Below are 25,899 nucleotides of genomic sequence, written 5' to 3' on the forward strand. Positions count from 1 at the left end.
TTTGATAGGGCTTTAGGGGAAATTAGGTGGTAAGAGACATTGACAAAACGACTTCGTTGCACTTAAACAACGAAGTGCAATTTCTGTGCTTTAGATTAGATGCAGAAAAAGACGCCCAACTTTATGGCATGAATATTTTTAAGATCCGAGAAATTATCCATTATGACGGAGAGGTTACAGAGATTCTTGGGGGGAGCGATGGCGTGATGCTTGGGTTTCTTAGCGTTAGGGGCGAATCCATTCCTTTAGTGGATGTGAAAAGGTGGTTGCATTATAACGCCAATGATCCGAGTCGTGATTTAACAGAATGCAGCGTTAAAGATGACCATAATTTAGTGATCGTGTGTCATTTTTCTAACCATTCCATCGCTCTAAAAGTTTTAAAAATTGAAAGGATTATTCATAAAAATTGGACTGAGATTAGCGCTGGGGACAAACAAGGCATTAATGAAGAGGGTAAGCTTAGTGCTATTACTCGTTTTGATGAAGAACGAGTGGTGCAGATCTTAGATGTGGAAAAAATGATTAGCGATGTTTTCCCTAGCTTGAAGGATTTAGACGATTTGACTTTGCGTTGCATAGAAGCCATTCAAAGCCAAAAACTCATTTTAATCGCTGAAGACTCCTTAAGCGCTCTTAAAACCCTAGAAAAGATCGTTCAAACTTTAGAATTGCGTTATTTAGCCTTTCCAAACGGGAGGGAATTGTTGGATTATTTATATGAAAAAGAACATTACCAACAAGTCGGCGTGGTCATTACGGATTTAGAAATGCCTAACGTTTCAGGGTTTGAAGTGCTAAAAACCATTAAAGCTGATCACAGGACTGAGCATCTTCCTGTGATTATCAATTCGTCCATGAGCAGCGATTCTAACCGCCAGTTAGCCCAATCTTTAGAAGCGGATGGTTTTGTGGTAAAATCTAACATTCTTGAAATCCATGAAATGCTTAAAAAAACGCTTTCATAAATTTAATTTTTGTTTTAATTTAAAGGGATAAAACATGCGAAGTCATTTCTGCACAGAAATTAGTGAAAAAGATGTGGGTAAAATCATCAAAGTGGCCGGGTGGTGTAACACTTATAGAGACCATGGAGGCGTGGTTTTTATTGATTTAAGGGATAAAAGCGGTTTAGTGCAACTCGTCTGTGATCCTAGCTCTAAGGCTTATGAAAAGGCTTTAGAGGTTAGGAGCGAATTTGTGCTAGTGGCTAAAGGAAAAGCGCGTTTAAGGGGCGTTGGGTTAGAAAACCCTAAACTAAAGACCGGTAAAATTGAAATCGTTTTAGAAGAATTAGTCATTGAAAATAAAAGCGCTACCCCACCGATTGAAATTGGCAATAAAAGCGTGAATGAAGATTTGCGCTTGAAATACCGCTATTTGGATTTGCGCTCTCCTAATTCCTATGAAATCTTCAAATTGCGTAGCGAAGTGGCTTTAATCACTCGTAACACTCTGGCCCAAAAGGGCTTTTTAGAGATTGAAACCCCCATTTTGTCTAAAACCACGCCTGAGGGGGCTAGGGATTATTTAGTGCCAAGTAGGGTGCATGAGGGCGAATTTTTCGCACTCCCCCAAAGCCCGCAATTGTTCAAACAGCTTTTAATGGTGGGGGGGATGGATAGGTATTTTCAAATCGCTCGTTGCTTTAGAGATGAAGATTTGAGGGCGGATAGGCAGCCAGAATTCACGCAAATTGATGCGGAAATGAGCTTTTGTAGTGAAAATGATGTGATGGGCGTGGTGGAAGATTTGTTGCAAGCGATTTTTAAAGCGATCGGGCATACTATTTCTAAACCTTTTAAACGCATGCCTTATAAGGAAGCGATGGAAAATTACGGGAGCGATAAGCCGGATTTACGCTTTGAATTGCCTTTAATAGAAGTGGGGGATTGTTTTATGGACAGCTCAAACGCTATTTTTTCTAATATCGCGCAAGATCCTAAAAATAAACGCATTAAAGCTTTGAACGTTAAGGGGGCTGATGTCATTTTTAGCCGCAGCGTTTTAAAAGAATTAGAAGAATTTGTGCGCCAATTTGGGGCTCAAGGCTTGGCGTATTTGCAAATTAAAGAAGATGGGATTAAAGGACCTTTAGTTAAATTTTTGAGCGAAAAGGGGCTTAAGAATATTTTAGAAAAAACTGGTGCAAAAACTGGAGATATTGTCTTTTTTGGGGCCGGGGATAAAAAAATCGTGTTAGATTACATGGGGCGTTTGCGCTTGAAGGTGGCTGAAACGCTTGATTTGATTGATAAAGACGCTTTGAATTTTTTATGGGTAGTCAATTTCCCCATGTTTGAAAAAACCGAAAACGGCTATCATGCCGCACACCACCCCTTTACGATGCCTAAAAATATAGAATGCGAAGACATAGAAGAAATTGAAGCGCATGCGTATGATGTGGTGCTTAATGGCGTGGAGCTTGGTGGGGGGAGCATAAGGATTCATAAAGAAGAAATGCAAAAAAAAGTCTTTGAAAGGATCAATATCCATGAAGAAGAAGCGCAAAAGAAATTTGGCTTTTTGCTAGAAGCGCTAAAATTTGGCGCTCCTCCTCATGGGGGCTTTGCGATAGGCTTTGATCGCTTGATCATGCTAATGACTAAATCCAATAGCATTAGAGACGTGATCGCTTTCCCTAAAACGCAAAAAGCTTCATGTTTATTGACGAACGCTCCTAGCCCCATTAATGAAGAGCAACTAAGAGAATTACACATTCGCTTGAGAAAATAATTTAAAAGGATACGATATGAAACAACTATTTTTGATCATTGGAGCCCCAGGGAGTGGTAAAACCACTGATGCAGAGCTTATCGCTAAGAATAACAGCGAAACAATCGCTCATTTTTCTACCGGGGATTTACTCAGGGCTGAGAGCGCTAAAAAGACCGAGCGAGGCTTATTGATTGAGAAATTCACTTCTCAAGGCGAATTAGTGCCTTTAGAGATTGTGGTAGAAACGATCCTTTCAGCGATTAAAAGCTCTGAAAAAGGGATTATTTTAATTGATGGCTATCCTAGGAGCGTGGAACAAATGCAGGCTTTGGATAAGGAATTGAACGCTCAAAACGAAGTGATCTTAAAAAGCGTGATTGAAGTAAAAGTGAGTGAAAACACCGCTAAAGAAAGGGTTTTAGGGCGCTCTAGGGGGGCTGATGATAATGAAGTCGTGTTTCATAACCGCATGCGGGTGTTTTTAGATCCCTTAGCTGAAATCCAAAATTTTTACAAGAATAAGAAAGTGTATAAAGCGATCAATGGGGAGAGGAGCATTGAAGAGATTGTGGGCGAAATGCAAGAGTATATTTTGTCTTTTGGGAATTAAAATGTGTTCTTAAGGAGAATGAGCTGTGATTTCTGTCTATATCATCTCGTTAAAAGAAAGTCAAAGGCGTTTGGATACTGAAAAACTCGTTTCAGAATCCAATGAAAAATTTAAAGGCCGTTGTGTTTTTCAAATCTTTGACGCTATTAGCCCTAAACATCAAGATTTTGAAAAATTCGTTCAAGAGCTTTATGACGCCCAGAGTTTATTGCAATCTGATTGGTATCATTCTTATGTGGGCGCTGGTTTGACTTTGCCTGAATTAGGGTGCTATTTAAGCCATTATCTTTTGTGGAAAGAATGCGTCAAATTAGATCAACCGGTCGTTATTTTAGAAGATGATGTAGTGCTAGAGTCTCATTTCATGCAAGCCTTAGAAAATTGCTTGAAAAGCCCTTTTGATTTTGTGAGACTCTATGGGTGCTATTGGTATTACCACGAGACAAAATTCCATGTTTTGCCCAAAGAATTTGTATTTCCTCCCTTTGATTATCCTTTTAAAAATAACCCTATTTTAGAAAAATTTAAAAAATTTTTTGATGTTTCTAGATTCTTAAATCTTTCTACCCATAAAGTCATTCATTATATTCTCAAAAAAATACAAAAAAGCTATTACGCAACGCATGAAAAAGAAACCTTTTTTTTAGAGCATTTTTACCTCACCAGCGTGTATGTGGCTTCTACGGCCGCCTACTACCTCACGCCAAAAGGCGCTAAAACCTTTATAGAAGCCACGGAGCGTTTTAAAATCATAGAGCCGGTGGATATGTTTATGGATAATTCTGCTTACCATGATGTGGCGAATCTAACTTATGTGCCTTGCCCTGTTTCTTTAAGCGAGCATTCTTTAGACAGCACCATTCAAAAGCCCCAAAAAAAGAGCTTGAAATCTTACCCCTTTCCGCCTAAAAAATCAACTTTTAAGAATCTTTTCTATTATAGCTTGAATGCCAAAAAACGCTTAAATGCCTTTCAACAATACAGCAAGCAATACGCTCCTTTAAAAACCCCTAAAGAGTTTTAAAAAGAATGAAAAAACTTTATGGTAGAATGCCACAGAATGCCATATTTAGGAGTTCATTTGACACAAGTTTATATCATTTCTTTAAAAGAAAGTCAAAGGCGTTTGGATACTGAAAAACTCGTTTTAGAATCCAATGAAAAATTTAAAGGCCGTTGCGTTTTTCAAATCTTTGACGCTATTAGCCCCAAACACGAAGATTTTGAAAAATTCGTTCAAGAGCTTTATGATACGCAAAGCATGTTAAAATCCGATTGGTTTCATTCTGATTATTGTTATCAAGAATTATTGCCCCAAGAATTTGGGTGCTATCTAAGCCATTATTTTTTGTGGAAAGAATGCGTTAAAACAAACCAACCGATCGTTATTTTAGAAGATGATATAGCCTTAGAGTCTAATTTCATGCAAGCCTTAGAAGATTGCTTGAAAAGCCCTTTTGATTTTGTGAGGCTCTATGGGCATTATTGGGGAGGCCATAAAACCAATTTGTGCTCTCTCCCTATCTATACAGAGAATGAAAATGAAGAGGTTGAAGTGCCTATGGAAAATCATGCAGAGGCTGAAGCGTCTATTGAAAAAACGCCTATTGAAAACCATGAAGTTACCCCCCCCCCCCCCCCCAATCCCACACAAGATGCACAACAAGACTTTATTATGGAAACGCGACAAGAACTATCTGATTCTCGCAAAATAGCACCCCAAAAAACCTCTTTTAATCCAGTGGTTTTTAGAAAAATTAAAAGAAAACTCAACCGCTTCATTGGAAATATTCTAGATCGGACAGAAGTGTATAAGAATATCGTAGGAAAATACGATGATCTCACCACAAAATACGATGAACTCACAGGAAAATACGATGATCTCACAGGAAAATACGATGATCTCACAGGAAAATACGATGAACTCATGGGAAAATACGATGAACTCATGGGAAAATACGAATCCTTATTGGCAAAAGAGGTAAACATCAAAGAGACCTTTTGGGAATCTCGCGCTGATAATGAAAAAGAAGCGCTATTTTTAGAGCATTTTTACCTCACCAGCGTGTATGTGGCCACTACGGCCGCCTACTACCTCACGCCAAAAGGCGCTAAAACCTTTATAGAAGCCACGGAGCGTTTTAAAATCATAGAGCCGGTGGATATGTTTATGAACAACCCCACTTACCATAATGTTGCGAATTTTACCTATTTGCCTTGCCCTGTTTCTTTAAACAAACATGCTTTCAATAGCACCATTCAAAATGCAAAAAAGCCTGACATTTCATTAAAACCCCCTAGAAAATCCTATTTTGATAATCTTTTTTATCATAAATTCAACGCTCAAAAGTGCTTAAAAGCCTTTCACAAATACAGCAAACAATACGCTCCTTTAAAAACCCCTAAAGAGGTTTAAAAAGAGCGGGCTTTATGTTAGAATAATTCTTTTTTATTATTCAAAGGAGATTGCAATGAATTTAGAGAAGTTAGAAGTGAGCCATGACGCTGATTCTTTGTGCGTGGTGATTGAAATATCCAAGCATTCTAATATCAAGTATGAATTGGATAAAGAAAGCGGGGCTTTAATGGTGGATAGGGTGCTTTATGGGGCGCAAAATTACCCCGCAAATTACGGCTTTGTGCCTAACACTTTAGGATCTGATGGCGATCCTGTAGATGCGCTTGTTTTAAGCGATGTGGCTTTTCAAGCCGGAAGCGTAGTGAAAGCGCGCTTGGTTGGGGTTTTGAACATGGAAGATGAAAGCGGAATGGATGAAAAATTACTCGCTCTACCCATAGATAAGATTGATCCCACGCATTCCTATGTTAAAGATATTGATGATTTATCCAAACACACTTTGGATAAAATCAAACATTTTTTTGAAACTTACAAGGATCTAGAGCCTAATAAATGGGTGAAAGTCAAGGGGTTTGAAAACAAAGAGAGCGCGATTAAGGTTTTAGAAAAAGCGATAAAAGCCTATCAAGGCTAAAGATTTTTAAGGGTTTTGGATCAATTAAGCGATAAGCCCTTTTTAACGCTCTTTTAAAAGGCTTTTGTCTTGTTGGGTGTTGGTGTAAAATAGGGTAGTTTAAAGTGGATTTTTGTATTCCCCATAAAAAGCGCCAAAAACTACAATTTAACGATTTTAACCCCACTGCCGCCTAAATTAATGGGAGCGTCGCTAAAACTCACCACTTTGGGGTGGTTTTTTAAAAATTCTTTCACGAACTTTTCTAAAATCCCGCTCCCCTTGCCATGGCAAATCAGCACTTCTTCAAAGCCCCCTAAAAGCGCGTCGTTTAAAAAAGCGTCTAGTAAATCCAGGGCTTCTTCGCTGCGTTGCCCCCTTAAATCAAGGCGTAAGCTCGCTTCTTTAGGTTTAGGAATAATGGTTTTAGGGGGTTTGAATTTGTTTTTAGAGGGTTTTTGGATTTTTTTCAACCAACTCCCATGCGCTTTCAAGCGCATGCCAAGCTCGGTTTCTACCAAGTAATAGCCCTTGTCTAAAATTTGTATAACCAGCACGCTTTCATTTTTATAGCGCGCTTTTTCGTTAATTTGAAAGCTTGTTATGATTTGTGGGATTTCTTGGTCTGTTTTATGTTTGTTTAAAATCTCGCTCGCTTTATGGATTTCTTTATGCATGGAGCTGGTATCTTTTGAAGCGACCTCGCTTTTTAAGATATTTAGGGCTTGTTGGTAGGATTTTTCCAATTCCAATTTTTTATTATGAAAGATTTCTTTTTGTTTTTCCATTTCTAAAAGCCATGCGTTTTTTAAATCTTCTTGCTCTTTTAAAGCGTTCTCTAAGCTTTCATTTTTTTGTTTTAATTCTCTTTCTAGCGCGCTGGAATTTTCAATCAAAACATTCAATTTTTCCTTATCTTCGCCATAGAAAGCTTTCGCTTTTTCAATCAAAAAATGCGGCACGCCATAGCGTAAAGCGGTTTCAAACGCATAGCTTTTGCCAATAACCCCTTTTAAAAAAGTGTAAGTGGGCCGTTCTTTTTCTTCGTCATAAAGAGCGGCTAGTAATTCCACTTCCTTATTTTCTGCCATTAATACGCTCAAGCGTTTGTGGTGCGTGGTGATAACGATTTGGTTGTTTTGTTTAAGCAATTTTTCCAACAGGGTTTTATACAAGCTGCTCGCTTCATCAGCGTCAGTCCCTAGCTCAATTTCATCAACGCCTAAAAGCATGTTTTCTTTGGATAAAAGAGCGCTAAATTGCTTCATTCTACCGGCAAAAGTAGAAATATTGTTCGCGCTGTTTTGGGGGTCGTTGATAATGGCGTGGATTTCTTTAAAATAGGGGATAATGGAATGATGGGCGTTGATTTTCATAGGAATGAGATGCTTGCTCAAAAAAGCCGCGCTTAAAAGCGATTTTAAGAGCATGGTTTTCCCGCCCGCATTCACGCCAGTAACAGCGAGCATGGATTTTTCAAACTTCAAATTTAAGGGCTTTGGCTCTTTTAAAATGGGGTGTGAAAAGTTTTCTAAAATCATTTTTTTTTGCGTAAAGCTTGGCATGACAAATTCTAAATTATAAGCTTTAGCAAAATTGAGTCTGGCTTGCAAGCTGTCTAAAAAATCAAATTCTTTAAAAAGGAATTTTAAAAATAAAAGGTGTTTTTGCAAGCTACGGCTTAGAGTTTGACACATTTCAACGATACAGCAATCTATTTCATTATTAATTTGCGCGATTTTTTGGGCGATTTTTTGCGCGCTTTCAGGCAAAAGATAGAAATAGCCATTAGCGCTCCTTTCTAGCACAACGCCTTTGATCGCGCTAGAAAACCCGCTTTTTAATAAAAGGCATTCATAGCCATGCTTAAGGTGGCTTTGCGTATCCACTAAATAAGGAGCAAGCTCTTTAGAGTGGGCGTAATGGTGAATGATTTTTGCGCTTTCTTTTTTAAGGCGGTTCAAGCTTTCATTCAAAGCGTCTAGGGTAGCGTTAGCCCCTTGTTTGATTTGCCCTTCATCATCCAATAAAGCGATTAGATCATTAAAAAATGGGGGTAAAATAATGGCGTTAAGGCGTTCATGAAATTTTAAATGCGTGAAAGTTTTAAAAGCGTTTTGTAAAACGACAATGTAGCGCAATCGTTTGACAATCTCAAAAATTTCATCTAGATGGAGCGTCCCTAATTTGGTGAGTTTGATAAGAATAAGATCGCTTTCTTTCACGCTTTTGGGGGCGATCAAACCGATCGAATCCACTTCAGTTAGATAAGTGAAAGCCTGTTTGAGATCGTTTTCTAGAGTGATACCCCCTTCTTTTGCGAAAAAGGTTTTAAAAAGAGCGATAAACCCTTTTAAATCCAGGCTTTCTTCTAAGGGTTTGGGTAGGGTATTATTATTATTCATTATTCATTGGGTATTCATTAGGGTTGGATTAAGGGATCTTTTTGAAGCGTCTGACAAGAATCCAAATCCACAAGAACGTCTTTCATAGGGGTTTGTTTTTTGCCTAAAAAGCTTAAAGTCCCGCTCACTAAGTTAAAGGTTTGGTTATTGACTTTAATGCCTTTACACAACAAAGTTTCCCCTCTTAAAAACGCTCTTTGCAAAGCGATCTCTTGTTGGTTTTGCTGGTTTTGTTTATAAGTATAAACGCTGATGCTCGCCCCTATAATCCCCACGATTAAAAAAGCTAAAATCTTTTGTTTAGGGCTAGCTAAACCAAAATCCCTTAACACTAAAAACAATAAAACTAGCGTTAAAAATAAAACAACCGCTACGCCCATTACATTTCGCCTCTCAATTGATAGGTAATATCCCCCGCTCCAAAGCCTATCACAAAGCCTTTTTCAATCGTTTCTATAACATTATCATTGACTAACAGCTCTAAAAAATCCCCTTTTTTACGCACCCTGTCTATAAAGGTGGGGTTATAATGTTTAAAATGGGCTTTCAAATCAATGTCTCTTTTAGCCTCACTCGCGCTATAAACGGGTAAAATGATCAACCTGTTGCAATGCTCTAAAAAACATTTTTTAAACTCTTCTAAATTATCCATTAAGCGAGAATATTTGTGCGCTTGCCAGATCACTATAATTTTTTCTTGCGTGTTCAATAAGTTAGCATAAATCCTAGCGCTTTTTAAAGTGGCGCTAATTTCAGTAGGGTGGTGGGCGTAATCATCAATGAGAATGAGTGCGTTTTTTTGCAAAATATCAAAGCGTTTTTTAATGCCTTTAAAATTCAATAAATTATTTCTAATTTCTTCTAAATCCAATTCATCTAAAGCGCTTAAAATCGCTAAACTCGCATTCGTGGCGTTATGTTCGCCTAACCCCCACACCAAAAAAGCCCCCAAATTTTTCAATTCAAACGAAGTGTAAGGCTCGCCGTCTTTTAAAATGTATTGGATATTATAAATGTCTTTTTTTTCTAAAACAATGGCGTCTTTAGAATAGTTTTTTAAAAAAGGATCTTCTTTATAGATCACTCTTTTTTGAGCATGGTCTAAAAAATATTTATAAGCGGAGAAAAAGCGCTCTAAATCGTGATCATAATGCTCTAAATGTTCTGGCTCTGTGTTAGGCACAATCGCGCAAAAAGGGTTGGAAAACAAAAAACTTGAATCGCTCTCATCGGCTTCAAAAACCAAGCTCATATCCGCGCTCTCTCGCACATTGGAATCAAACTCTTTAGAATGTGCCCCAATAATCGCTCCAAAAAAGGGGCAAATCGCGCTCAACATGGCCGTGATACTGCTTTTTCCATGAGCCCCGCACACGCTAAAAACGCGTTTGTCTTTAAGGATAGAATACAAAGCGTCTTTACGAGACAAAATAGGGATTTCTAATTCCTTAGCCCTTTGTATTTCGGTATTGTCTTCTTTGATAATGGCTGAATGGATGATAGCATCTTGATTGTTGATTGCCTTTGGATCATGTGGGATATTAATTTCTACGCCTAAAGCTTTCAAATACTTAACGCTGGGGCTTATGGCAATATCAGATCCGCTGATCTTAGCCCCTTGCGCTTTAAGGTATTTGGCTAAGCCTGAAATGCCAATCCCCCCTATACCGATAAAATGGATCTTACAATCTTGTAAGTTTTTGAGTAAAACTTTTGGGGTTTCAAGCATGGTTTTCTCGGTAAGCTTCTATGATTTCTAAAGGCTTTTCTAAAAGGGGGGTGTCATAGACAAGGGCTAAACGCACATAGTCAGCGCCGATATGATTACGCCCTAAATACAAAGCCGGTAAAGTAGTAATGCCTTCATTTTGATAAAGTCTTTTAGCAAAATTTTCGCCATCTTTAACGGGCAGATACACATAAAAACTATAAGGATAAATGAGCGTGTTTTTAAAGATTTTTCGCGCCAGTTTCAAATTATTCGCATAAATATTGCGGAAAAATTCTGCATGTTCATCATCTAGCCAAGCCGTTTCACTAGCCTTTTGGATCGCATTAGCGCTCGTATAGCCTAAATAGGTGCGAAACGCTTTGTATTTTTCTAGAATGCGACTATCCCCAGCGATAAAACCACTCCTTAGCCCTGGAGCGCTAGATCGTTTGGAGAGCGAATGGATAACCAAAACATTTTTAAAATCTTTATTATTAGCGAGCATGCAAGCTTCTAAAAGCGAAGGGGGAGGCGTATTTTCATAAATTTCACTATAGCATTCATCATTGATTAAAATAAAATCATGTTTTAAAGCGAGTTTGACCCAACTAATCAGCTCTTCTACAGAAAGGGTTCTTCCGGTGGGGTTGTTAGGGGAATTTAAGATCACTAAATCCACTTCTTGCAACTCTTTTTCATTCAAGCTTGGAGTGAAATCATTTTCTTTAACTAAAGGCATTAAAAGGCTTTTGGCTCTAGCGAATTGGGCTGATCCTTCATAGATTTGATAAAAGGGGTTAGGGTAGGCGATAGTGGGGTTTGGATAGTCAAATAAAACAAAACTAGGGAAATTGAATAACACTTCTCTAGATCCTAGCGTGGAGATGAGTCCGTTTTCTTTCAATTCTATCTTGAAACGGCGTTTAAAAAAACCCCTTTGAGCCTCTCTCAAACCCTCTTCAAACGCGCTTTTAGGGTAGATATTGAGCGAATGAGCATGCTGTTTGAGAGCGTCTTGAATGAATTTGGGCGTTTCAAATCGCGGCTCGCCGATGCTTAGATCTAGCCCCCTTTTTTTAGGGGTGATCTCTTTAAACAAGGCTCTTAATCGTTCAAAAGGATAAGGCTCAAAGGTCATAGGGCTACTTTAATCTTAAAATGGAATGGTTAATCTTATCTAAAATTTAAGCGTTATGGTATGAAACCACCAAGAAAGAGTATAATAGCGCATAAGAATTTAACTGATGAAGAGGTTTAATGCTGGAAAATAGAGTTAAGACCAAGCAAATTTTTATCGGTGGCGTGGCCATAGGGGGTGATGCTCCCATAAGCACGCAAAGCATGACCTTTAGCAAAACCGCTGATATTGAAAGCACTAAAAATCAAATTGACCGACTCAAACTCGCTGGGGCTGATTTAGTGAGGGTAGCGGTGAGCAATGAAAAGGATGCCCTGGCCTTAAAAGAATTGAAAAAAGTGTCTCCTTTGCCTTTAATCGCTGATATCCATTTCCATTATAAATTCGCTCTCATTGCCGCTCAAAGCGTGGATGCGATCAGGATTAACCCCGGAAACATCGGCTCTAAAGACAAGATTAAAGCGGTGGTTGATGCTTGTAAAGAAAAAAACATTCCTATAAGAATTGGCGTGAATGCCGGGAGTTTAGAAAAGCAGTTTGATCAAAAATACGGACCCACCCCAAAAGGCATGGTAGAAAGCGCTTTATATAACGCCAAACTTTTAGAAGATTTGGATTTTACTGATTTTAAGATTTCTTTGAAAGCGAGCGATGTGATTCGCACCATAGAAGCTTACAGGATGCTTCGCCCTCTTGTGATCTATCCTTTCCATTTGGGGGTTACTGAAGCGGGGAATCTTTTTAGCTCCAGTATCAAATCCGCCATGGCTTTAGGGGGGCTTTTAATGGAAGGCATTGGGGATACGATGCGCGTATCCATTACAGGGGAGTTAGAAAATGAAATCAAAGTGGCTCGAGCGATTTTACGCCATAGCGGGCGTTTGAAAGAAGGGATTAATTTGATTTCTTGCCCCACTTGCGGGCGCATTGAGGCCAATTTAGTGGATATGGCGAGCAAGGTAGAAAAACGCCTAAGCCATATTAAAACCCCTTTAGACATTAGCGTGATGGGTTGCGTGGTGAACGCTTTAGGTGAAGCCAAGCATGCAGACATGGCGATCGCTTTTGGGAATCGCAGCGGTTTGATCATTAAAGAGGGTAAAGTCATTCACAAACTGGCTGAAAAGGATTTGTTTGAAACTTTTGTGATAGAAGTGGAAAATTTAGCTAAAGAAAGAGAAAAGAGTTTAAAGGATTAGGCATGATCAATAAGTTTAAAAATTTTGTGAGCAACTACCAGCAATCTAATAACTATAAAGAGCCTTTAGGCTTTGGCATTGCCAGAGTGGATATTGCCCCCATTTCCAAAAAGATTTTATGCGCCACTTACCCCGTTTTGAACTGGAAAGATGAAAATTTAGGCTCTTATGCGGTGTTTTGCAACTCGCTTTCTAAAGAAAAAATCCTAAAAGAGAGCGCGAGCGAGCGCGTCATTGAGATTGATGAAAGTTTTGTGTTAAAAGCGCTGGATTTTTATACGCCCTTTTTGAATGAAGCCTATTCTAATAAAATGACTCATAAAAACATCCAAGTGGTTTTAGAGCTTTTAAAAGCTTTAGAAGAAAATCGTTTGAAAAATAGCGATGGGGAGTCTCTTTATCGCTTGGTGATCTTGTATGAAGATAAGCCTTGCGAGAGCGTGGAGAGCGCGTATATGAAACTTTTAGCGCTTTCTTTAGGGAAAGCCCCTTTGAGGAGTTTGAATTTAGAGGGCATTTTTAACCAGCTTTCTAATGCGGCTTGGAGCGGTAACAAGCCTTATGAATTAGAATGGCTCAGAATGAACGAAGTGGCTTTAAAAATGCGAGGCCATTTCCCTAGCATTGATTTTATAGATAAATTCCCGCGCTATTTGATGCAATTAATCCCTGAATTTGATAATATCCGCTTACTGGATAGCTCAAAAACGCGCTTTGGGGCGTATTTAGGCACCGGAGGTTATACCCAAATGCCTGGGGCGAGTTATGTGAATTTTAACGCAGGGGCTATGGGAGTGTGCATGAATGAGGGGCGTATTTCTTCATCGGTGGTGGTTGGAGCAGGCACTGATATTGGTGGGGGGGCGAGCGTTTTAGGCGTTTTAAGCGGAGGGAATAATAACCCTATTAGCATCGGGAAAAATTGTTTGCTAGGGGCTAATAGCGTTACCGGTATTAGTTTAGGCGATGGCTGTATTGTGGATGCAGGCGTTGCCATACTAGCCGGGAGCGTGATAGAAGTTGAAGAAAATGAGTTTAAAAAGCTTTTAGAAGTGAATAGCGCTTTAGAAAAACATGCCAACAATCTCTACAAAGGCAAAGAGCTTTCCGGAAAAAATGGCGTGCATTTTCGTTCCAATAGCCAGAATGGTAAGCTGATTGCTTTTAGGAGCGTGAAAAAAATTGAGTTGAATCAAAACCTGCATTAAGGATTAAAAGAATGCTCAAAAAAAGTTTGTTATTGCTTGTTTTTTTAGTCTTACAGCTTAGCGGCGCTGAAGAAAACAATCAAGCCCCAAAAAACACGCCCCCTGAATTAAACCCCGCTAACGCTAAGGGCGCGCCAAACCCTAACACCCAGATCACCCCTAAAAACGATAACTCTAACCTGTTAGACAAATTGGGATCGCCTGAAAACGCTCAAACCGAGCTTTCTGCCGGTATTGATTTGGCTAAAAAGGGCGATTATCAAGGGGCTTTTAAGCTTTTTTCCCAATCGTGCGATAATGGCAATGCGGCCGGGTGTTTTGCAGTGGGGGCGATGTATGCTAATGGGGTAGGGATCCAAACGAACAGATTAAAAGCCGCTCGCTATTATGAAATGGGTTGCAGTGGGGGCGATGCGACCGCTTGCGCGAACTTGGCTCAAATGTATGAAAACAAGAAAAATGCGGATACGAACGACAAAGAAAACGCTTTGCAGTTGTATGCGGTGGCTTGTCAAGGGGGGGATATGATCGCATGCAATAATTTGGGGTGGATGTTTGCTAATGGGAGTGGGGTCCCAAAAGATTATTACAAAGCGATGAGTTATTATAAATTTTCATGCGAAAACGGGAATGATATGGGGTGTTATAATCTGGGCTTGATGTCTAATGTGAATAATATTTATGGCATTGATAAAGCGCAACTCAGTCAAGTGGATTTGAATTATTTGGCGTGTAACGCTGGGGATATGATGGGGTGCGCGAATTTAGGCTGGATTTATGCGAATGGGGATTTAGGGGCTCCTTTGAATAACCACTACGCGGCGAAATATTTTCAAATGGCATGCGATGGGGGGATTTTGGGGAGTTGTAACAATTTAGGCGTGCTGTATCAAAAGGGCTTAGGCGTGCCTCAAGACGATCAGAGGGCTTTGGATTTATTCTCGTATGCGTGCGATAATGGTTTTGAGTCAAGCTGTCGTAATTACGGGAATTTTAAAGAGCATTTATTGCGCGTGAACCCTAATTACGGGCGCTTGTTCATGCCGTATCATTCTTATGAGATACCCTAGTAATAGCAATTTCTTAAGGGAATAGGGGGTATTTTGAAACCATTCTCGCTCCCATTAACTAAACCCCCCTAAAGATCGCATTTTTAAGAGATTAGTGCTTGCTTTGCGCAAAGCTTTTTTATATCTTTTAGATAAATTTAGCCACAAATTAGGACTTTTTCAAAAATTTAAGCTATCTTTTTTTTTTGATTTAATACTCGGTGTGATTTTGATCTTATTTAAAAGGAAAAGCGATGGAAGCGAAACAAAGCACCGTTAACGAATTTTTTGCCCCACCAGGCACGATATTTTCTATCCCTGTATACCAGAGAAACTACACTTGGGAAGAAGAAAATTGTGAAAAATTACTGCAAGATATTGTCAGTATTTCTCAAAATAAGAAAACGCATTTCATGGGTTCTATCACTTATATTTTGCATTGGATTGATGATGAAAAGAGCTTAAGACAACTGCAAGAATTTGTCATCATTGACGGGCAGCAAAGGATTACCACTCTCATGCTTTTGCTTAAAGCCATAGAAACCAAGATACCAAATGAAGAGATAAAAAAAGAGATTGGTAATCTACTCAATCTTTCGGGACAAAGATTGCGTCTCAAGCCTATTAAAAGCGACAAAGAAGCCTTTGATCTGGTCATGCAAAATCGATCGCATGAAATACAAGGCGTATCACACATCAGGAACAATTATAAATTTTTCACCAAAGAGCTTGACAATTATATCAGCAAGGGGTATCGCATAGAAGAGATTTATGGTGCGTTTTTGCGACTTAAAATCGTAGCCATAGGCTTAGAGCTAGGCGAAGACGATCCGCAAGTGGTGTTTGAAAGCATTAACGCTACCGGCGTGCAATTAAAAGGGCTGGATCTCATCCGCAACTATCTGATGATGGGAGAAAATTCTGACAACCAGAATCATCTTTATAATACTTATTGGGTTCCTTTAGAAAACTGGCTTGGCGAAAAGGATTTGAATGATTTTATCATCACCTATTTAAGAATCTACCTTGAAAATAGATTAAAAGAGGGAGAGCGTGAAGTGTATTACGCGCTAAAAGCCCACCACAGAGACAATTTCTCTGATGATATACAAGGTCTTATGAGCGATATGCGTGAATATGGCAGAATCTATCAAATCTTTTTAGACAGAGATCATTATTTTTTAGGGCGTGGGGATCCGCAGCAGTTGGCGAATTTACGCTTGCGTATTAAGGATCTTGTGAAAATCAAATTTGGCGTGGCAAAGCCCTTTATCTTGCGTTGCGCCAGAGACTTTGAAGAAGGCAAGTTGGATTATGAAAACTTCTGCGAAATTTTGCAAATCCTTATCAGCTACTATGTGCGCCGAAGCGTGTGCGGAGATCCTACCGGTGCACTTAATAAAGTTCTTTATATTTTATACAGACAGCTAGAAAATGTTTCAGCCGATGCATTGAAGCAGTATTTGGGCAAGAGCGTTGGTCAAATGGTATTTCCTAATGACGATCGAATTAAAGCGGCGTTTCTTGTGCGTAACGCTTATGCAGCAAATCAAGTGTGCAAATTCATTTTGCTTGAGATAGAAAAGCTAAGCAACGCCGAACCGCCAAGAGAAGAAAATCTGGAAGTGGAGCATTTCTACCCCAAAACCCCCACTCAAGAATGGCGCGATAGGGTGGGGGATTATTTCACTTTTGAGCAAGACTACCTTAATAATTTTGGGAATCTAACCCTATCAGGGCAAAATCAAAAGCTTAGCAACAAATCTTACGAGGAAAAAATAGCGCTTATGGAAGAATACAGCTCTTTGCATTTAAACGACTATTTCATCAACAACACCCATTCTTGGGGGATAGAGGAAGTGAAAGCTAGGAGCGGATATTTAGCGGATCAATTCTGTCAAGTGGGATTGTTTAAAGATTTGCCTAAAGAATACCGCACCAGAGAGCTTAATAAAACCCTTGATGATGACTTAACTAACCATAATCTTCAAAGCGTCAAGCTCCCCAATGGCCAAAGGCACATGGCAAGAAACGCTAAAGAATTAGCTAGCGTTGTCATAGACTACTTGCTAGAAAATGCCAGAGAAGCCTTTGAAAGCTACACTGAGTCTCAAAAATACATTTACTGGGATAAAGCAAAAGCGCAATTAAGGGATAGAGATGGCACTTTGGTTGTGCCTTTTGAAAAATACGGATTTTACTTTGTAAGCAATGCGAGTTATCAAACTACGGGCAGTAATCTTAAAGATCTTATCTTAGGCTGCGATCTCAATCCCAGAGACTTTGTTGTGGAATAAACAAGCCCCCCAAAAAATGGGGGGGGTTAAAAAGCCCTTATTTTAAAATCACTTACCAAAAGCTTGGCGCAAATGCACGGTTAGGGAGTTAAGATACTGCTCCACTTGGGGGTTTTTCACCACATCGTTGCAAATAAAAGTGGGCAACGCTGAAAGCCCTAAAAACTGGAACGCCTTATGCAAATGCAAATACACAACATCCACGCCCACCCCTTCAAAAAATTCATTAGGATCGTTAAAGGCTTCAATGGGAGCGTTCCAGGTCAAGCTCAACATGTATTTTTTGCCCTGCATCAAGCCCCCTTTCCCGTAGTTTTTGGTGGGGTTTTGCGAACTTCTGCCATCGCTAGCATAAAGCTTCCCATGCCCTGAAGTGAAGACTTCATCAATGTATTTTTTCACAATCCAAGGCTCGCCCATCCACCAGCCAGGCATTTGCCAAATCGTCGCATCAGCGTTAAAGAATTTCTCCACTTCTTGGCTCTTTTCATAGCCTTTATCCACGATCGTTGTATCCACTTCTAGCCCCAAAGACTCTAGAGTCTTTTTTGCATGGTGGGTTAGGGTTTCATTGAGTTTTCCCCCAGAGCTCCCGAACGCTTTGGCCCCATTAATGATGAGTACTTTTTTCATTTTGTTCCTTTTTTAATAAAATAAGTGGGAATTCTATCCAAATGAAACTTAATGTTAAAGAAATTCCTTTCATCTAAATAAAAACTAAAAAACAATCAATTGCCACTACATTATTTTTATTATGTTAAGATAATGAAAATTTCTAATTAAGGAGTGGTCATGTTCTACGATGAAAAAAAGACCTATCAAAAGATTGAAGAACGCCTTGAGATAGTCAGCTCGTTTAACGCTCATAACGAGCATAAAAACTTGCAAGACGAGTTTAAGGGTGCGGGCATTTCTAGGCGCGATTTATTGAAGTGGGCGGGCATGATGAGCACGACTCTAGCCTTGCCGGCTAGTTTTGCTCCCTTGACTTTGAAAGCGGTAGAAGTGGCTAACAGGTTGCCTGTGATTTGGTTGCACATGGCAGAATGCACCGGCTGCAGCGAGAGCTTGTTAAGGAGTGCAGACCCCACTATTGATAGCATTATCTTTGATTACATCAACCTAGAATACCATGAGACCATCATGGTAGCGAGCGGTTTTCAGGCTGAAAAAAGCTTGCATGACGCCATAGAAAAGCACAAAAACAATTACATTTTAATGGTAGAGGGCGGTATCCCCCAAGGCACAGAATACTTCCTCACTCAAGGCCCAAACGCTGAAACGGGGGCTGAAGAGTGCAGAAAAGCCGCCAAATACGCAGCCGCTATTTTTGCCATAGGCACATGCTCAAGTTTTGGGGGCGTTCAAGCGGCTTACCCTAACCCCTCTAACGCGCAACCCTTGCATAAAATCATTGACAAACCCGTGATTAATGTTCCTGGTTGCCCGCCTAGTGAAAAAAATATCGTGGGCAATGTGCTTTATTACTTGATGTTTGGGGCTCTCCCTAAATTGGATGCGTATAACCGCCCCTCTTGGGCTTATGGGAACAGGATCCATGATTTGTGCGAAAGGAGAGGGCATTTTGATGCGGGCGAATTTGTGGAGCATTTTGGCGATGAAAACGCTAAAAGGGGTTTTTGTTTGTATAAAATGGGCTGTAAAGGGCCTTATACTTTCAACAATTGCTCCAAACTCCGCTTCAATTCACACACTTCTTGGCCCATAGGTGCAGGGCATGGGTGCATAGGGTGTTCTGAGCCTAATTTTTGGGATACGATGAGTCCTTTTGAAGAGCCTTTAGCGAATCGTTCCATTAAAACCGCTTTTGACGGCTTAGGGGCTGATAAAGTGGCCGATAAAGTCGGCACAACTTTGCTTAGTGCAACCGCTATTGGCATTGTTGCGCATGCGCTCCTTTCTAAAGCGATCAAAAACAAAGAGTAAGGGATTAACATGTCAAAAAAAATCGTAGTCGATCCTATCACCAGGATTGAGGGGCATTTAAGGATTGAAGTGATCGTAGATGATGATAATGTGATTACCGATGCGTTTTCTTCTTCTACGCTTTTTAGGGGGCTAGAGACGATCATTAAGGGCAGAGACCCACGAGATGCAGGCTTTATCGCTCAAAGGATTTGTGGGGTATGCACTTATTCGCATTATAAAGCCGGTATTACTGCGGTAGAAAACGCTCTAGGCATCACCCCCCCATTAAACGCGCAATTAGTGCGATCTTTGATGAACATGGCACTACTTTTTCATGATCATGTGGTGCATTTCTATACTTTGCATGGGCTTGATTGGTGCGATATTATGAGCGCTTTAAAAGCCGACCCTTTTGAAGCTTCAAAACTTTCTTTCAAATACAGCCCTTATCCCATTAATACCGGTGCCGGTGAATTAAAAGCGGTTCAAAAACGCTTGAGTGATTTCGCTAAGAGCGGATCTTTAGGGCCTTTTAGTAATGGCTATTATGGGCATAAAACCTATCGTTTAAGCCCAGAGCAAAATTTAATCGTCTTAAGCCACTACCTCAAGCTTTTAGAAATCCAAAGGGAAGCGGCGAAAATGACCGCTATTTTTGGGGCCAAACAGCCTCACCCACAAAGCCTAACGGTGGGGGGTGTTACGAGTGTTATGGATATATTGGATCCGACGAGATTGGCTGAATGGAAGAGCAAGTTTGAAGTGGTGGCCAATTTTATCAACCATGCTTACTACCCTGATTTGGTGATGGCGGGCGAAATGTTCGCTAACGAACCATCCGTTATTAAAGGCTGTGGCTTAAGGAATTTTATCGCTTATGAAGAAGTGTTGCTCGGGAAGGATAAATACCTTTTGAGTAGTGGGGTGGTGCTTGATGGGGATATTTCTAAACTGCACCCCATTGATGAGAGTTTGATTAAAGAAGAAGTTACGCATTCTTGGTATCAATATGAAGACACTAAAGAGGTGCAACTCCACCCTTATGACGGGCAAACGAACCCGCATTATACCGGTTTAAAAGACGGCGAGAGCGTGGGGATTGAAAATAAAATCATCCCTGCTAAAGTGCTTGACACTAAAAATAAATATTCTTGGATAAAATCGCCCAGATACGATAGTAAGCCCATGGAAGTAGGCCCTTTAAGTTCCGTAGTGGTAGGTTTAGCGGCGAAAAACCCTTATGTTACTGAAGTGGCTACGAAGTTTTTAAAAGACACGAAACTGCCTTTAGAGGCGTTGTTTTCAACGCTTGGGCGCACAGCTGCAAGGTGTATTGAAGCTAAGACTATCGCTGATAATGGTCTTTTGGCGTTTGATGCGTTAGTGGAAAATCTAAAAAGCGATCAAAGCACTTGCGCTCCTTATCACATTGATAAAAATCAAGAATATAAAGGGCGCTACATTGGTCAAGTGCCAAGGGGCATGCTAAGCCATTGGGTGCGTATTAAAAACGGCGTGGTGGAAAATTATCAAGCGGTAGTGCCTTCTACTTGGAATGCGGGGCCTAGGGATTCCAAAAATCAAAGGGGGGCTTATGAAATGAGCTTGATTGGTACTAAAATCGCTGATTTAACCCAGCCTTTAGAAATCATTAGGACTATCCATTCTTTTGACCCATGCATCGCATGCTCAGTGCATGTGATGGATTTTAAAGGGCAGTCTTTAAACGAGTTTAAAGTAGAGCCTAATTTCGCTAAATTCTAAAAAGGGTTACGCATGGATAAAATGAATAAGGTCGTTTTACACAAAGAGTATTCAGGTTTTGTGCGCTTTTTCCATTGGGTTAGGGCTTTGAGTATTTTTGCTTTAATCGCTACAGGTTTTTACATCGCTTACCCTTTTTTGCAGCCTAATTCCAGCTTTTATAAAGGGGTGTATCTTTTACAAGCTTATGTACGCTCTTTTCATGTCATGTTTGGGTTTTTACTCATTAGCGCATTAATCTTTAGAACCTATCTTTTTTTCACTAAAGAAAGCTTGATGGAACGCAGGAGTTTTGGCCAACTTTTAAGCCCAAAAGCTTGGATCGATCAGATGAAAGCGTATTTTCTTATCAGCGGCAAACCCCACACTAAAGGATTGTATAACCCTATCCAACTCGTGGCTTATTTCACTTTGGTTGTTTTGATCGTATTGATGAGTTTGAGCGGGATAGTGCTGTATTATAATGTCTATCATGCGGGGCTTGGGGCGTTTTTAGCAAGCGCTTTTAAGTGGTTTGAAACGCTTTGTGGAGGGTTAGCGAATGTTCGTTTCATCCACCACTTAGCGACTTGGGGGTTTATTTTGTTTGTCCCTGTGCATGTTTATATGGTGTTTTTCCATTCTATCCGGTATGATAGTTCAGGGGCGGATTCTATGATTAATGGCTATGGTTATACCAAAGAATGAGTGAAAAAATCCTAATTCTAGGCATTGGAAATATCCTTTTTGGCGATGAAGGGATTGGGGTGCATCTAGCCCACTATCTTAAAAAGAATTTTTCTTTTTTCCCTAGCGTGGATATTGTGGATGGGGGGACTATGGCTCAGCAACTCATTCCTTTGATCACTTCGTATGAAAAGGTTTTGATTTTAGATTGCGTGAGCGCTAAAGGCGTTGAAATTGGATCAGTTTATGCCTTTGATTTTAAGGACGCTCCTAAAGAAATCACATGGGCTGGGAGCGCGCATGAAGTGGAAATGCTGCACACTTTAAGGCTCACGGAGTTTTTAGGGGATCTGCCTAAAACTTTTATCGTGGGGCTTGTGCCTTTTGTGATAGGGAGCGAGACCACTTTCAAGCTTTCAAGCGAAATGTTAAACGCTTTAGAAACAGCCCTAAAAGCCATAGAAACCCAACTCAACGCATGGGGGGTTAAAATGCAACGCACGGGCAATATCGCCCTAGATTGTATCGCTGAACTCTCTTATAAGGGTTTTTGAATTGGTGTTTGTCTTTCTTTTTAGATGCGTTAATGAAAAAACAAGCCTGATTTTTACGCCCCTTTTAGAGCAAATGGCATGCAATTTGCAAGCACGTTTTTATAGCGTTTATAAAGATAACATGACTTCTTTCTACCTCCAAGCGAACGCTGAGATCACCTTAGAATTCGCGCAAAAACTCAGCGAAATTCTGCCCTTTTCTTTAGATTTTAGCTTTTTGTCTTTAAAGGAAATCACAGAGCCTTTAGATGAAAATCTTTTCCAAACAACAAGCCTTTCAAAGCCCCTTTTTATGAACGCTAAAGAGCATCAAGATTTTTTAGACAAAAACGCATCTTTGTATGCCGATACTCTGGGCTTGATTGAAAACACCGCTTTTAAAGGAGATACAATCCATAGCCCTAAAGAGCTTATAGATTGCTTAACCCAATTAAAAGAGGCGCTCAAAACACAGGATTTTATCCCTATTTTCACTTCTAGGGGGGCATTATCCCTTTCTTTAAAAAATCCCTCTCCAAGCGTTATTTTTAGCGATCTTTCTAGCGTTTTGAGCTGCACTAAATTGCCTTTAGAAGATGCTAAATATTTAGCCAGTTTGGAAAAACCCTCCATCAAAGCCTCATTAAAAAGCGTGTTTAAGGACACTTTTAAAAACGATGAAATCATAGCCCAACTACCCTTTGACCCCATATTGAATTTATTGTGCCGTATTTTACAAGATGAGGGTATAGAATTTGTTTTTATGCATGAAAGCCGTTCTTGTGAAGCGCTTTTGCATTATGAAGCGCTTTTTAAAACCCCTAAGCGCTTGATCACACCCGCTAAAAATTTCGTGTTAGAAAACCATCTTTCTACCCTTCCCTTTAAAGATGAATTAGAGTTTTTAAGCGCAACCCCCAATTCTATCGTTTTGTATTTTAGTTTCAAGCGCCCTACAAGGTTGTTATTGCATGCTAATGGTTCTTTAAAAACGCTTTTAAGCATTAGTTTTGATTTCAATCAAATATTTAACCTCCTCAAACAAGATGAAAAAGCCTCCAGAATGCTACAAAACTACGCGGCTAAATTCCCTGATTTTTACGCGCGCATTGTAGAGCTTTCTCACCACAATCTAGGGGGTGCGAATTTATTGGATTTTTTTCAAATTTTAGGGTTTGTTTTGGGTTATAGCGAAGATTTTTGCGTGCAGAGCGTTATTCCTTTGGCTAAAGAATGCTTACGCCCTAAAGGCCCTAGGATTGATTATAAAATCCTTAAAGACGATTCTTTGAAAATGGCTTTAAACTTTTCAAAGATCATGCACAGTGCGATGAGTTTCAGGCTCGCAGGCGTGGAAAATGAAATTTTGAGTTTGGGGATTTTGGATTCTTTAGCGGAGTTTTTAGGGAATTTCATTTGGGATAATGCGCAAAATTTTAGCGTCCAAGAAGTAACGATCGCTGGGGATTTCTTTGGCGAAAAAGTGTTTTTGGATTTGTTTGTGCGGTATTTCCCTAAAACCCTTGCTCTTAAAACGCATGCGTTTTTGGATTATAAATAAGGGCTTAAAAGCGGATGTGCATCATCAACCCGCCGTCCATGTATTGGGTTTTTTTGCTTTTAGTCCTTTCAAAATAAGGCCCAAAAGACAGGGCTTTATTGAAATTCACAATCGGCATGCTCACCCCTTCAGCGATATTGTTTTTAGCGAGTTGTTTGTAAAACTTTTTGTCGCTTTTTTTATGGCTTTTAAGGTTAGGGCTTTTTTCTAAATCCACGCCTTCTAAGCCGCTATTTTTAGTGAAATCGTAAAGCTTTTTGTCGTTTTTAGCCTCGGTTTCTGAGCCATGGTTTTTATGGAGTTTGTAAAATTTTTTACCGCTCTTTTTATCGTTTTTGGTTTCGGTTTCTAAATCCGCTGCGAACATGCTACTATAAGCCACAAACGATACAAGAAATAAATTTCTAACTATACGCATAAGATCTCCTCTTATATAGCCTTTCTTTATCACGTCACCATAGCATGTTAGAAATAACCATTAGAAAACACAAGCGCGTTTGAGTAAAAACGCCAACACGCTTATTGTTTAGCGCAAGCTGTTTTAAGCTAATCAATAAAAAGCGTAAGGGAAGTATCCAGGCGCTCCATACCCATAAGGCCCATAAGGCATAAGACCTGACCCATAAGGCATGAAACCATAGGGCATGTAATAATAAGGCATGTAATAGCCTCCATACATGCCGTTTTGCATGGGCGAATTGAGATTATCCACTGAATTGTAAAAGCCGTTTAGAGAACCATAAGCGTTATAATTAGTGAAACGATTGATTAAAGGCGTGGTGCGCGCATCAATAGTGGCGTTTTCTTGCTGGATGGCTTTTTCTTCTCTGGCGACTTCTTGGGCTTTGGTTTCTTTAGGATCTTTAACTATCACTTCTTCTATAGGCACATTCGCCCCACAAGCGCTTAACAGATAGGCTAAAAAGCCGGTGTTTAAAAAAAGAACGATTTTAGAAAGATGAGCGGATTGGTTGGGTAAAAAAGTTTTATTGTTTTGATGCATGGGTTTTCCTAAATTTTAAAATAACTAAAGATTAACATGTTTTTGATTTAATGTTGGTTAAGCGGTGGTTTTTAGGGTTATTTCATTTTAACTTTGTTTTTCATCAAAACCCCATACTAAAATCTTATTTTATGATAAAATACCTAGCAATAATATCAAATCTTAAACCAAAGAAAAACCATGAAAAAAGTCCTCTTACTAACTCTCTCTCTCTCGTTTTGGCTCCACGCTGAAAGGAACGGATTTTATTTAGGTTTAAATTTTGCAGAAGGAAGCTATATTCAAGGACAAGGTAGCATCGGCGAAAAAGCTTCAGCAGAAAACGCCTTAAATCAAGCGATCAATAACGCAAAAAATTCATTATTCCCTACAACACAAAACACAAAAGCCATAAGAGATGCGCAAAACGCCTTAAATGCAGTGAAAGATTCAAACAAAATCGCTAACCGATTCGCAGGAAATGGCGGGTCTGGCGGTATTTTCAATGAACTCAGCTTGGGGTATAAATATTTTTTGGGCAAAAAAAGGATTATAGGGTTTAGGCACTCTCTTTTTTTCGGTTACCAACTTGGTGGCGTTGGTTCTGTTCCTGGCAGCGGTTTAATAGCTTTTTTACCCTATGGTTTCAATACGGATTTGCTCATTAATTGGACTAACGATAAGCGAGCGTCTCAAGAATACGTTGAAAGAAGGGTAAAAGGGCTCTCTATATTTTACAAAGATATGACCGGCAGAACGCTAGACGCTAACACATTAAAAAGAGCATCAAGGCATATAATCAGAAAATCTTCAGGGCTTGTGGTTGGCATGGATATAGGGGCTAGCACTTGGTTTGCAAGCAACAATCTCACCCCTTTCAATCAAGTCAAGAGCCGCACAATCTTTCAGTTACAAGGGAAATTTGGCGTTCGTTTTAGTAGTGATGAATACGATATTGATCGCTATGGCGATGAAAACTATCTTGGGGGTTCTAGTGTTGAATTAGGGGTTAAAGTGCCAGCGTTTAAAGTCAATTACTATAGCGATGATTATGGGGATAAATTGGATTATAAAAGAGTGGTGAGCGTTTATCTTAACTATGCATATAACTTTAAAAACAAACATTAAAAATGCGCTTTTTATCGCTCTTTGATTGT

The 25,899-nt window shown here is 39.7% G+C and carries 23 protein-coding genes; 16 read left to right on the forward strand and 7 right to left on the reverse strand.

Annotation, left to right across the window (positions count from 1 at the left end):
• The first annotated feature begins 26 nt into the window (after positions 1 to 26).
• The 6 genes from EXS92_RS03620 to ppa are packed head-to-tail and all read left to right on the forward strand — an operon-like array spanning position 27 to position 6,321.
• The gene (locus EXS92_RS03620; RefSeq protein ID WP_165515596.1) at positions 27 to 968 is read left to right on the forward strand and encodes a chemotaxis protein CheW; all 942 of its coding nucleotides are present in this window, start codon (positions 27 to 29) and stop codon (positions 966 to 968) included.
• Between the two features lie 34 nt (positions 969 to 1,002).
• Positions 1,003 to 2,736, forward strand: coding sequence for an aspartate--tRNA ligase (gene aspS / locus EXS92_RS03625; protein ID WP_165515597.1), 1,734 nt, complete (start codon positions 1,003 to 1,005; stop codon positions 2,734 to 2,736).
• A 16-nt stretch (positions 2,737 to 2,752) separates the two neighbouring features.
• Positions 2,753 to 3,328, forward strand: a complete 576-nt coding sequence (locus EXS92_RS03630; RefSeq protein WP_165512172.1) for an adenylate kinase — start codon at positions 2,753 to 2,755, stop codon at positions 3,326 to 3,328.
• A gap of 25 nt (positions 3,329 to 3,353) precedes the next feature.
• Positions 3,354 to 4,352, forward strand: a complete 999-nt coding sequence (locus tag EXS92_RS03635) for a glycosyltransferase family 25 protein (protein ID WP_165515598.1) — start codon at positions 3,354 to 3,356, stop codon at positions 4,350 to 4,352.
• Between the two features lie 57 nt (positions 4,353 to 4,409).
• Positions 4,410 to 5,744 (forward strand): glycosyltransferase family 25 protein, encoded by a 1,335-nt coding sequence (locus EXS92_RS07990; protein WP_165515599.1) that lies wholly within the window; start codon positions 4,410 to 4,412, stop codon positions 5,742 to 5,744.
• 55 nt (positions 5,745 to 5,799) lie between these two features.
• Positions 5,800 to 6,321 carry an inorganic diphosphatase gene (gene ppa, locus EXS92_RS03645; RefSeq protein WP_001047374.1) on the forward strand — a complete coding sequence of 174 codons (522 nt, stop codon included), beginning with the start codon at positions 5,800 to 5,802 and terminating at the stop codon, positions 6,319 to 6,321.
• Positions 6,322 to 6,461: 140 nt separating this feature from the next.
• On the opposite strand, the gene EXS92_RS03650 is transcribed toward ppa, so the two are convergent.
• The 4 genes from EXS92_RS03650 to EXS92_RS03665 are packed head-to-tail and all read right to left on the reverse strand — an operon-like array spanning position 6,462 to position 11,554.
• Entirely contained in the window at positions 6,462 to 8,705 is a 2,244-nt protein-coding gene (locus EXS92_RS03650) for an endonuclease MutS2 (RefSeq protein ID WP_165515600.1), read from the reverse strand.
• Between the two features lie 17 nt (positions 8,706 to 8,722).
• On the reverse strand, positions 8,723 to 9,085 hold the full coding sequence (locus tag EXS92_RS03655) for a hypothetical protein (RefSeq protein ID WP_000537717.1): 363 nt from the start codon (positions 9,083 to 9,085) through the stop codon (positions 8,723 to 8,725).
• Positions 9,085 to 10,434, reverse strand: a complete 1,350-nt coding sequence (murC, locus tag EXS92_RS03660; RefSeq protein WP_165515601.1) for a UDP-N-acetylmuramate--L-alanine ligase — start codon at positions 10,432 to 10,434, stop codon at positions 9,085 to 9,087. Before murC ends, EXS92_RS03655 begins: the two co-directional genes overlap by 1 nt.
• Positions 10,427 to 11,554 carry a succinyldiaminopimelate transaminase gene (locus EXS92_RS03665; protein ID WP_165515602.1) on the reverse strand — a complete coding sequence of 376 codons (1,128 nt, stop codon included), beginning with the start codon at positions 11,552 to 11,554 and terminating at the stop codon, positions 10,427 to 10,429. Before EXS92_RS03665 ends, murC begins: the two co-directional genes overlap by 8 nt.
• 119 nt (positions 11,555 to 11,673) lie before the next feature.
• Here EXS92_RS03665 and ispG point away from each other — a divergent pair, with 119 nt between their 5' ends.
• The 4 genes from ispG (at position 11,674) to EXS92_RS03685 (ending at position 17,307) form a co-directional block, all read left to right on the forward strand.
• Positions 11,674 to 12,753: a flavodoxin-dependent (E)-4-hydroxy-3-methylbut-2-enyl-diphosphate synthase gene (gene ispG, locus EXS92_RS03670; RefSeq protein WP_000892449.1), complete on the forward strand. Its 1,080-nt coding sequence runs from the start codon at positions 11,674 to 11,676 to the stop codon at positions 12,751 to 12,753.
• Between the two features lie 2 nt (positions 12,754 to 12,755).
• On the forward strand, positions 12,756 to 13,961 hold the full coding sequence (locus EXS92_RS03675) for a 2,3,4,5-tetrahydropyridine-2,6-carboxylate N-succinyltransferase (RefSeq protein WP_165515603.1): 1,206 nt from the start codon (positions 12,756 to 12,758) through the stop codon (positions 13,959 to 13,961).
• A gap of 11 nt (positions 13,962 to 13,972) precedes the next feature.
• Entirely contained in the window at positions 13,973 to 15,031 is a 1,059-nt protein-coding gene (locus EXS92_RS03680) for a tetratricopeptide repeat protein (protein WP_165515604.1), read from the forward strand.
• Positions 15,032 to 15,264: 233 nt separating this feature from the next.
• Positions 15,265 to 17,307 carry a DUF262 domain-containing protein gene (locus EXS92_RS03685; protein ID WP_165515605.1) on the forward strand — a complete coding sequence of 681 codons (2,043 nt, stop codon included), beginning with the start codon at positions 15,265 to 15,267 and terminating at the stop codon, positions 17,305 to 17,307.
• A 48-nt stretch (positions 17,308 to 17,355) separates the two neighbouring features.
• Here the strand turns inward: EXS92_RS03685 and mdaB are convergent, their stop codons facing one another.
• Positions 17,356 to 17,940: an NADPH:quinone oxidoreductase MdaB gene (gene mdaB, locus EXS92_RS03690; protein WP_165515606.1), complete on the reverse strand. Its 585-nt coding sequence runs from the start codon at positions 17,938 to 17,940 to the stop codon at positions 17,356 to 17,358.
• 159 nt (positions 17,941 to 18,099) lie between these two features.
• On the opposite strand from mdaB, the gene EXS92_RS03695 reads away from it, so the two are divergent.
• Genes EXS92_RS03695 through hydE form a run of 5 tightly spaced genes read left to right on the forward strand, consistent with a single transcriptional unit; the run spans position 18,100 to position 23,760 of the window.
• Positions 18,100 to 19,254, forward strand: a complete 1,155-nt coding sequence (locus EXS92_RS03695; RefSeq protein ID WP_000499064.1) for a hydrogenase 1 small subunit — start codon at positions 18,100 to 18,102, stop codon at positions 19,252 to 19,254.
• Between the two features lie 9 nt (positions 19,255 to 19,263).
• Positions 19,264 to 21,000: a nickel-dependent hydrogenase large subunit gene (locus EXS92_RS03700; RefSeq protein ID WP_165515607.1), complete on the forward strand. Its 1,737-nt coding sequence runs from the start codon at positions 19,264 to 19,266 to the stop codon at positions 20,998 to 21,000.
• 12 nt (positions 21,001 to 21,012) lie between these two features.
• On the forward strand, positions 21,013 to 21,687 hold the full coding sequence (gene cybH / locus EXS92_RS03705) for a Ni/Fe-hydrogenase, b-type cytochrome subunit (protein ID WP_021177260.1): 675 nt from the start codon (positions 21,013 to 21,015) through the stop codon (positions 21,685 to 21,687).
• Positions 21,684 to 22,220 carry a hydrogenase biosynthesis protein HydD gene (gene hydD, locus EXS92_RS03710; RefSeq protein ID WP_165515608.1) on the forward strand — a complete coding sequence of 179 codons (537 nt, stop codon included), beginning with the start codon at positions 21,684 to 21,686 and terminating at the stop codon, positions 22,218 to 22,220. The genes cybH and hydD overlap by 4 nt, the downstream gene beginning before the upstream one ends.
• A 1-nt stretch (position 22,221) precedes the next feature.
• Positions 22,222 to 23,760 carry a hydrogenase biosynthesis protein HydE gene (hydE, locus tag EXS92_RS03715; RefSeq protein WP_165515609.1) on the forward strand — a complete coding sequence of 513 codons (1,539 nt, stop codon included), beginning with the start codon at positions 22,222 to 22,224 and terminating at the stop codon, positions 23,758 to 23,760.
• A 4-nt stretch (positions 23,761 to 23,764) separates the two neighbouring features.
• On the opposite strand, the gene EXS92_RS03720 is transcribed toward hydE, so the two are convergent.
• Both EXS92_RS03720 and EXS92_RS03725 read right to left on the reverse strand, forming a co-directional pair.
• Positions 23,765 to 24,178 (reverse strand): hypothetical protein, encoded by a 414-nt coding sequence (locus tag EXS92_RS03720; protein ID WP_165515610.1) that lies wholly within the window; start codon positions 24,176 to 24,178, stop codon positions 23,765 to 23,767.
• Positions 24,179 to 24,310: 132 nt separating this feature from the next.
• Entirely contained in the window at positions 24,311 to 24,763 is a 453-nt protein-coding gene (locus tag EXS92_RS03725; RefSeq protein WP_000554082.1) for a hypothetical protein, read from the reverse strand.
• A 180-nt stretch (positions 24,764 to 24,943) separates the two neighbouring features.
• Between EXS92_RS03725 and oipA the strand changes: the two genes are divergently transcribed.
• On the forward strand, positions 24,944 to 25,870 hold the full coding sequence (gene oipA, locus EXS92_RS03730) for an outer inflammatory protein OipA (protein ID WP_165515611.1): 927 nt from the start codon (positions 24,944 to 24,946) through the stop codon (positions 25,868 to 25,870).
• Positions 25,871 to 25,899 lie beyond the last annotated feature (29 nt).

The organism is Helicobacter pylori (assembly GCF_011175115.1).
Taxonomy (GTDB): domain Bacteria; phylum Campylobacterota; class Campylobacteria; order Campylobacterales; family Helicobacteraceae; genus Helicobacter; species Helicobacter pylori_DF.

Bases quoted from the DNA above. Each gene is read 5' to 3' on its own strand.
- aspS (WP_165515597.1), top strand. From the start codon at position 1,003: ATGCGAAGTCATTTCTGCACAGAAATTAGTGAAAAAGATGTGGGTAAA.
- EXS92_RS03630 (WP_165512172.1), top strand. From the start codon at position 2,753: ATGAAACAACTATTTTTGATCATTGGAGCCCCAGGGAGTGGTAAAACC.
- ppa (WP_001047374.1), top strand. From the start codon at position 5,800: ATGAATTTAGAGAAGTTAGAAGTGAGCCATGACGCTGATTCTTTGTGC.
- EXS92_RS03650 (WP_165515600.1), bottom strand. From the start codon at position 8,705: ATGAATAATAATAATACCCTACCCAAACCCTTAGAAGAAAGCCTGGAT.
- EXS92_RS03655 (WP_000537717.1), bottom strand. From the start codon at position 9,085: ATGGGCGTAGCGGTTGTTTTATTTTTAACGCTAGTTTTATTGTTTTTA.
- murC (WP_165515601.1), bottom strand. From the start codon at position 10,434: ATGCTTGAAACCCCAAAAGTTTTACTCAAAAACTTACAAGATTGTAAG.
- EXS92_RS03665 (WP_165515602.1), bottom strand. From the start codon at position 11,554: ATGACCTTTGAGCCTTATCCTTTTGAACGATTAAGAGCCTTGTTTAAA.
- ispG (WP_000892449.1), top strand. From the start codon at position 11,674: ATGCTGGAAAATAGAGTTAAGACCAAGCAAATTTTTATCGGTGGCGTG.
- EXS92_RS03675 (WP_165515603.1), top strand. From the start codon at position 12,756: ATGATCAATAAGTTTAAAAATTTTGTGAGCAACTACCAGCAATCTAAT.
- EXS92_RS03680 (WP_165515604.1), top strand. From the start codon at position 13,973: ATGCTCAAAAAAAGTTTGTTATTGCTTGTTTTTTTAGTCTTACAGCTT.
- EXS92_RS03685 (WP_165515605.1), top strand. From the start codon at position 15,265: ATGGAAGCGAAACAAAGCACCGTTAACGAATTTTTTGCCCCACCAGGC.
- mdaB (WP_165515606.1), bottom strand. From the start codon at position 17,940: ATGAAAAAAGTACTCATCATTAATGGGGCCAAAGCGTTCGGGAGCTCT.
- EXS92_RS03695 (WP_000499064.1), top strand. From the start codon at position 18,100: ATGTTCTACGATGAAAAAAAGACCTATCAAAAGATTGAAGAACGCCTT.
- EXS92_RS03700 (WP_165515607.1), top strand. From the start codon at position 19,264: ATGTCAAAAAAAATCGTAGTCGATCCTATCACCAGGATTGAGGGGCAT.
- cybH (WP_021177260.1), top strand. From the start codon at position 21,013: ATGGATAAAATGAATAAGGTCGTTTTACACAAAGAGTATTCAGGTTTT.
- hydD (WP_165515608.1), top strand. From the start codon at position 21,684: ATGAGTGAAAAAATCCTAATTCTAGGCATTGGAAATATCCTTTTTGGC.
- EXS92_RS03720 (WP_165515610.1), bottom strand. From the start codon at position 24,178: ATGCGTATAGTTAGAAATTTATTTCTTGTATCGTTTGTGGCTTATAGT.
- EXS92_RS03725 (WP_000554082.1), bottom strand. From the start codon at position 24,763: ATGCATCAAAACAATAAAACTTTTTTACCCAACCAATCCGCTCATCTT.
- oipA (WP_165515611.1), top strand. From the start codon at position 24,944: ATGAAAAAAGTCCTCTTACTAACTCTCTCTCTCTCGTTTTGGCTCCAC.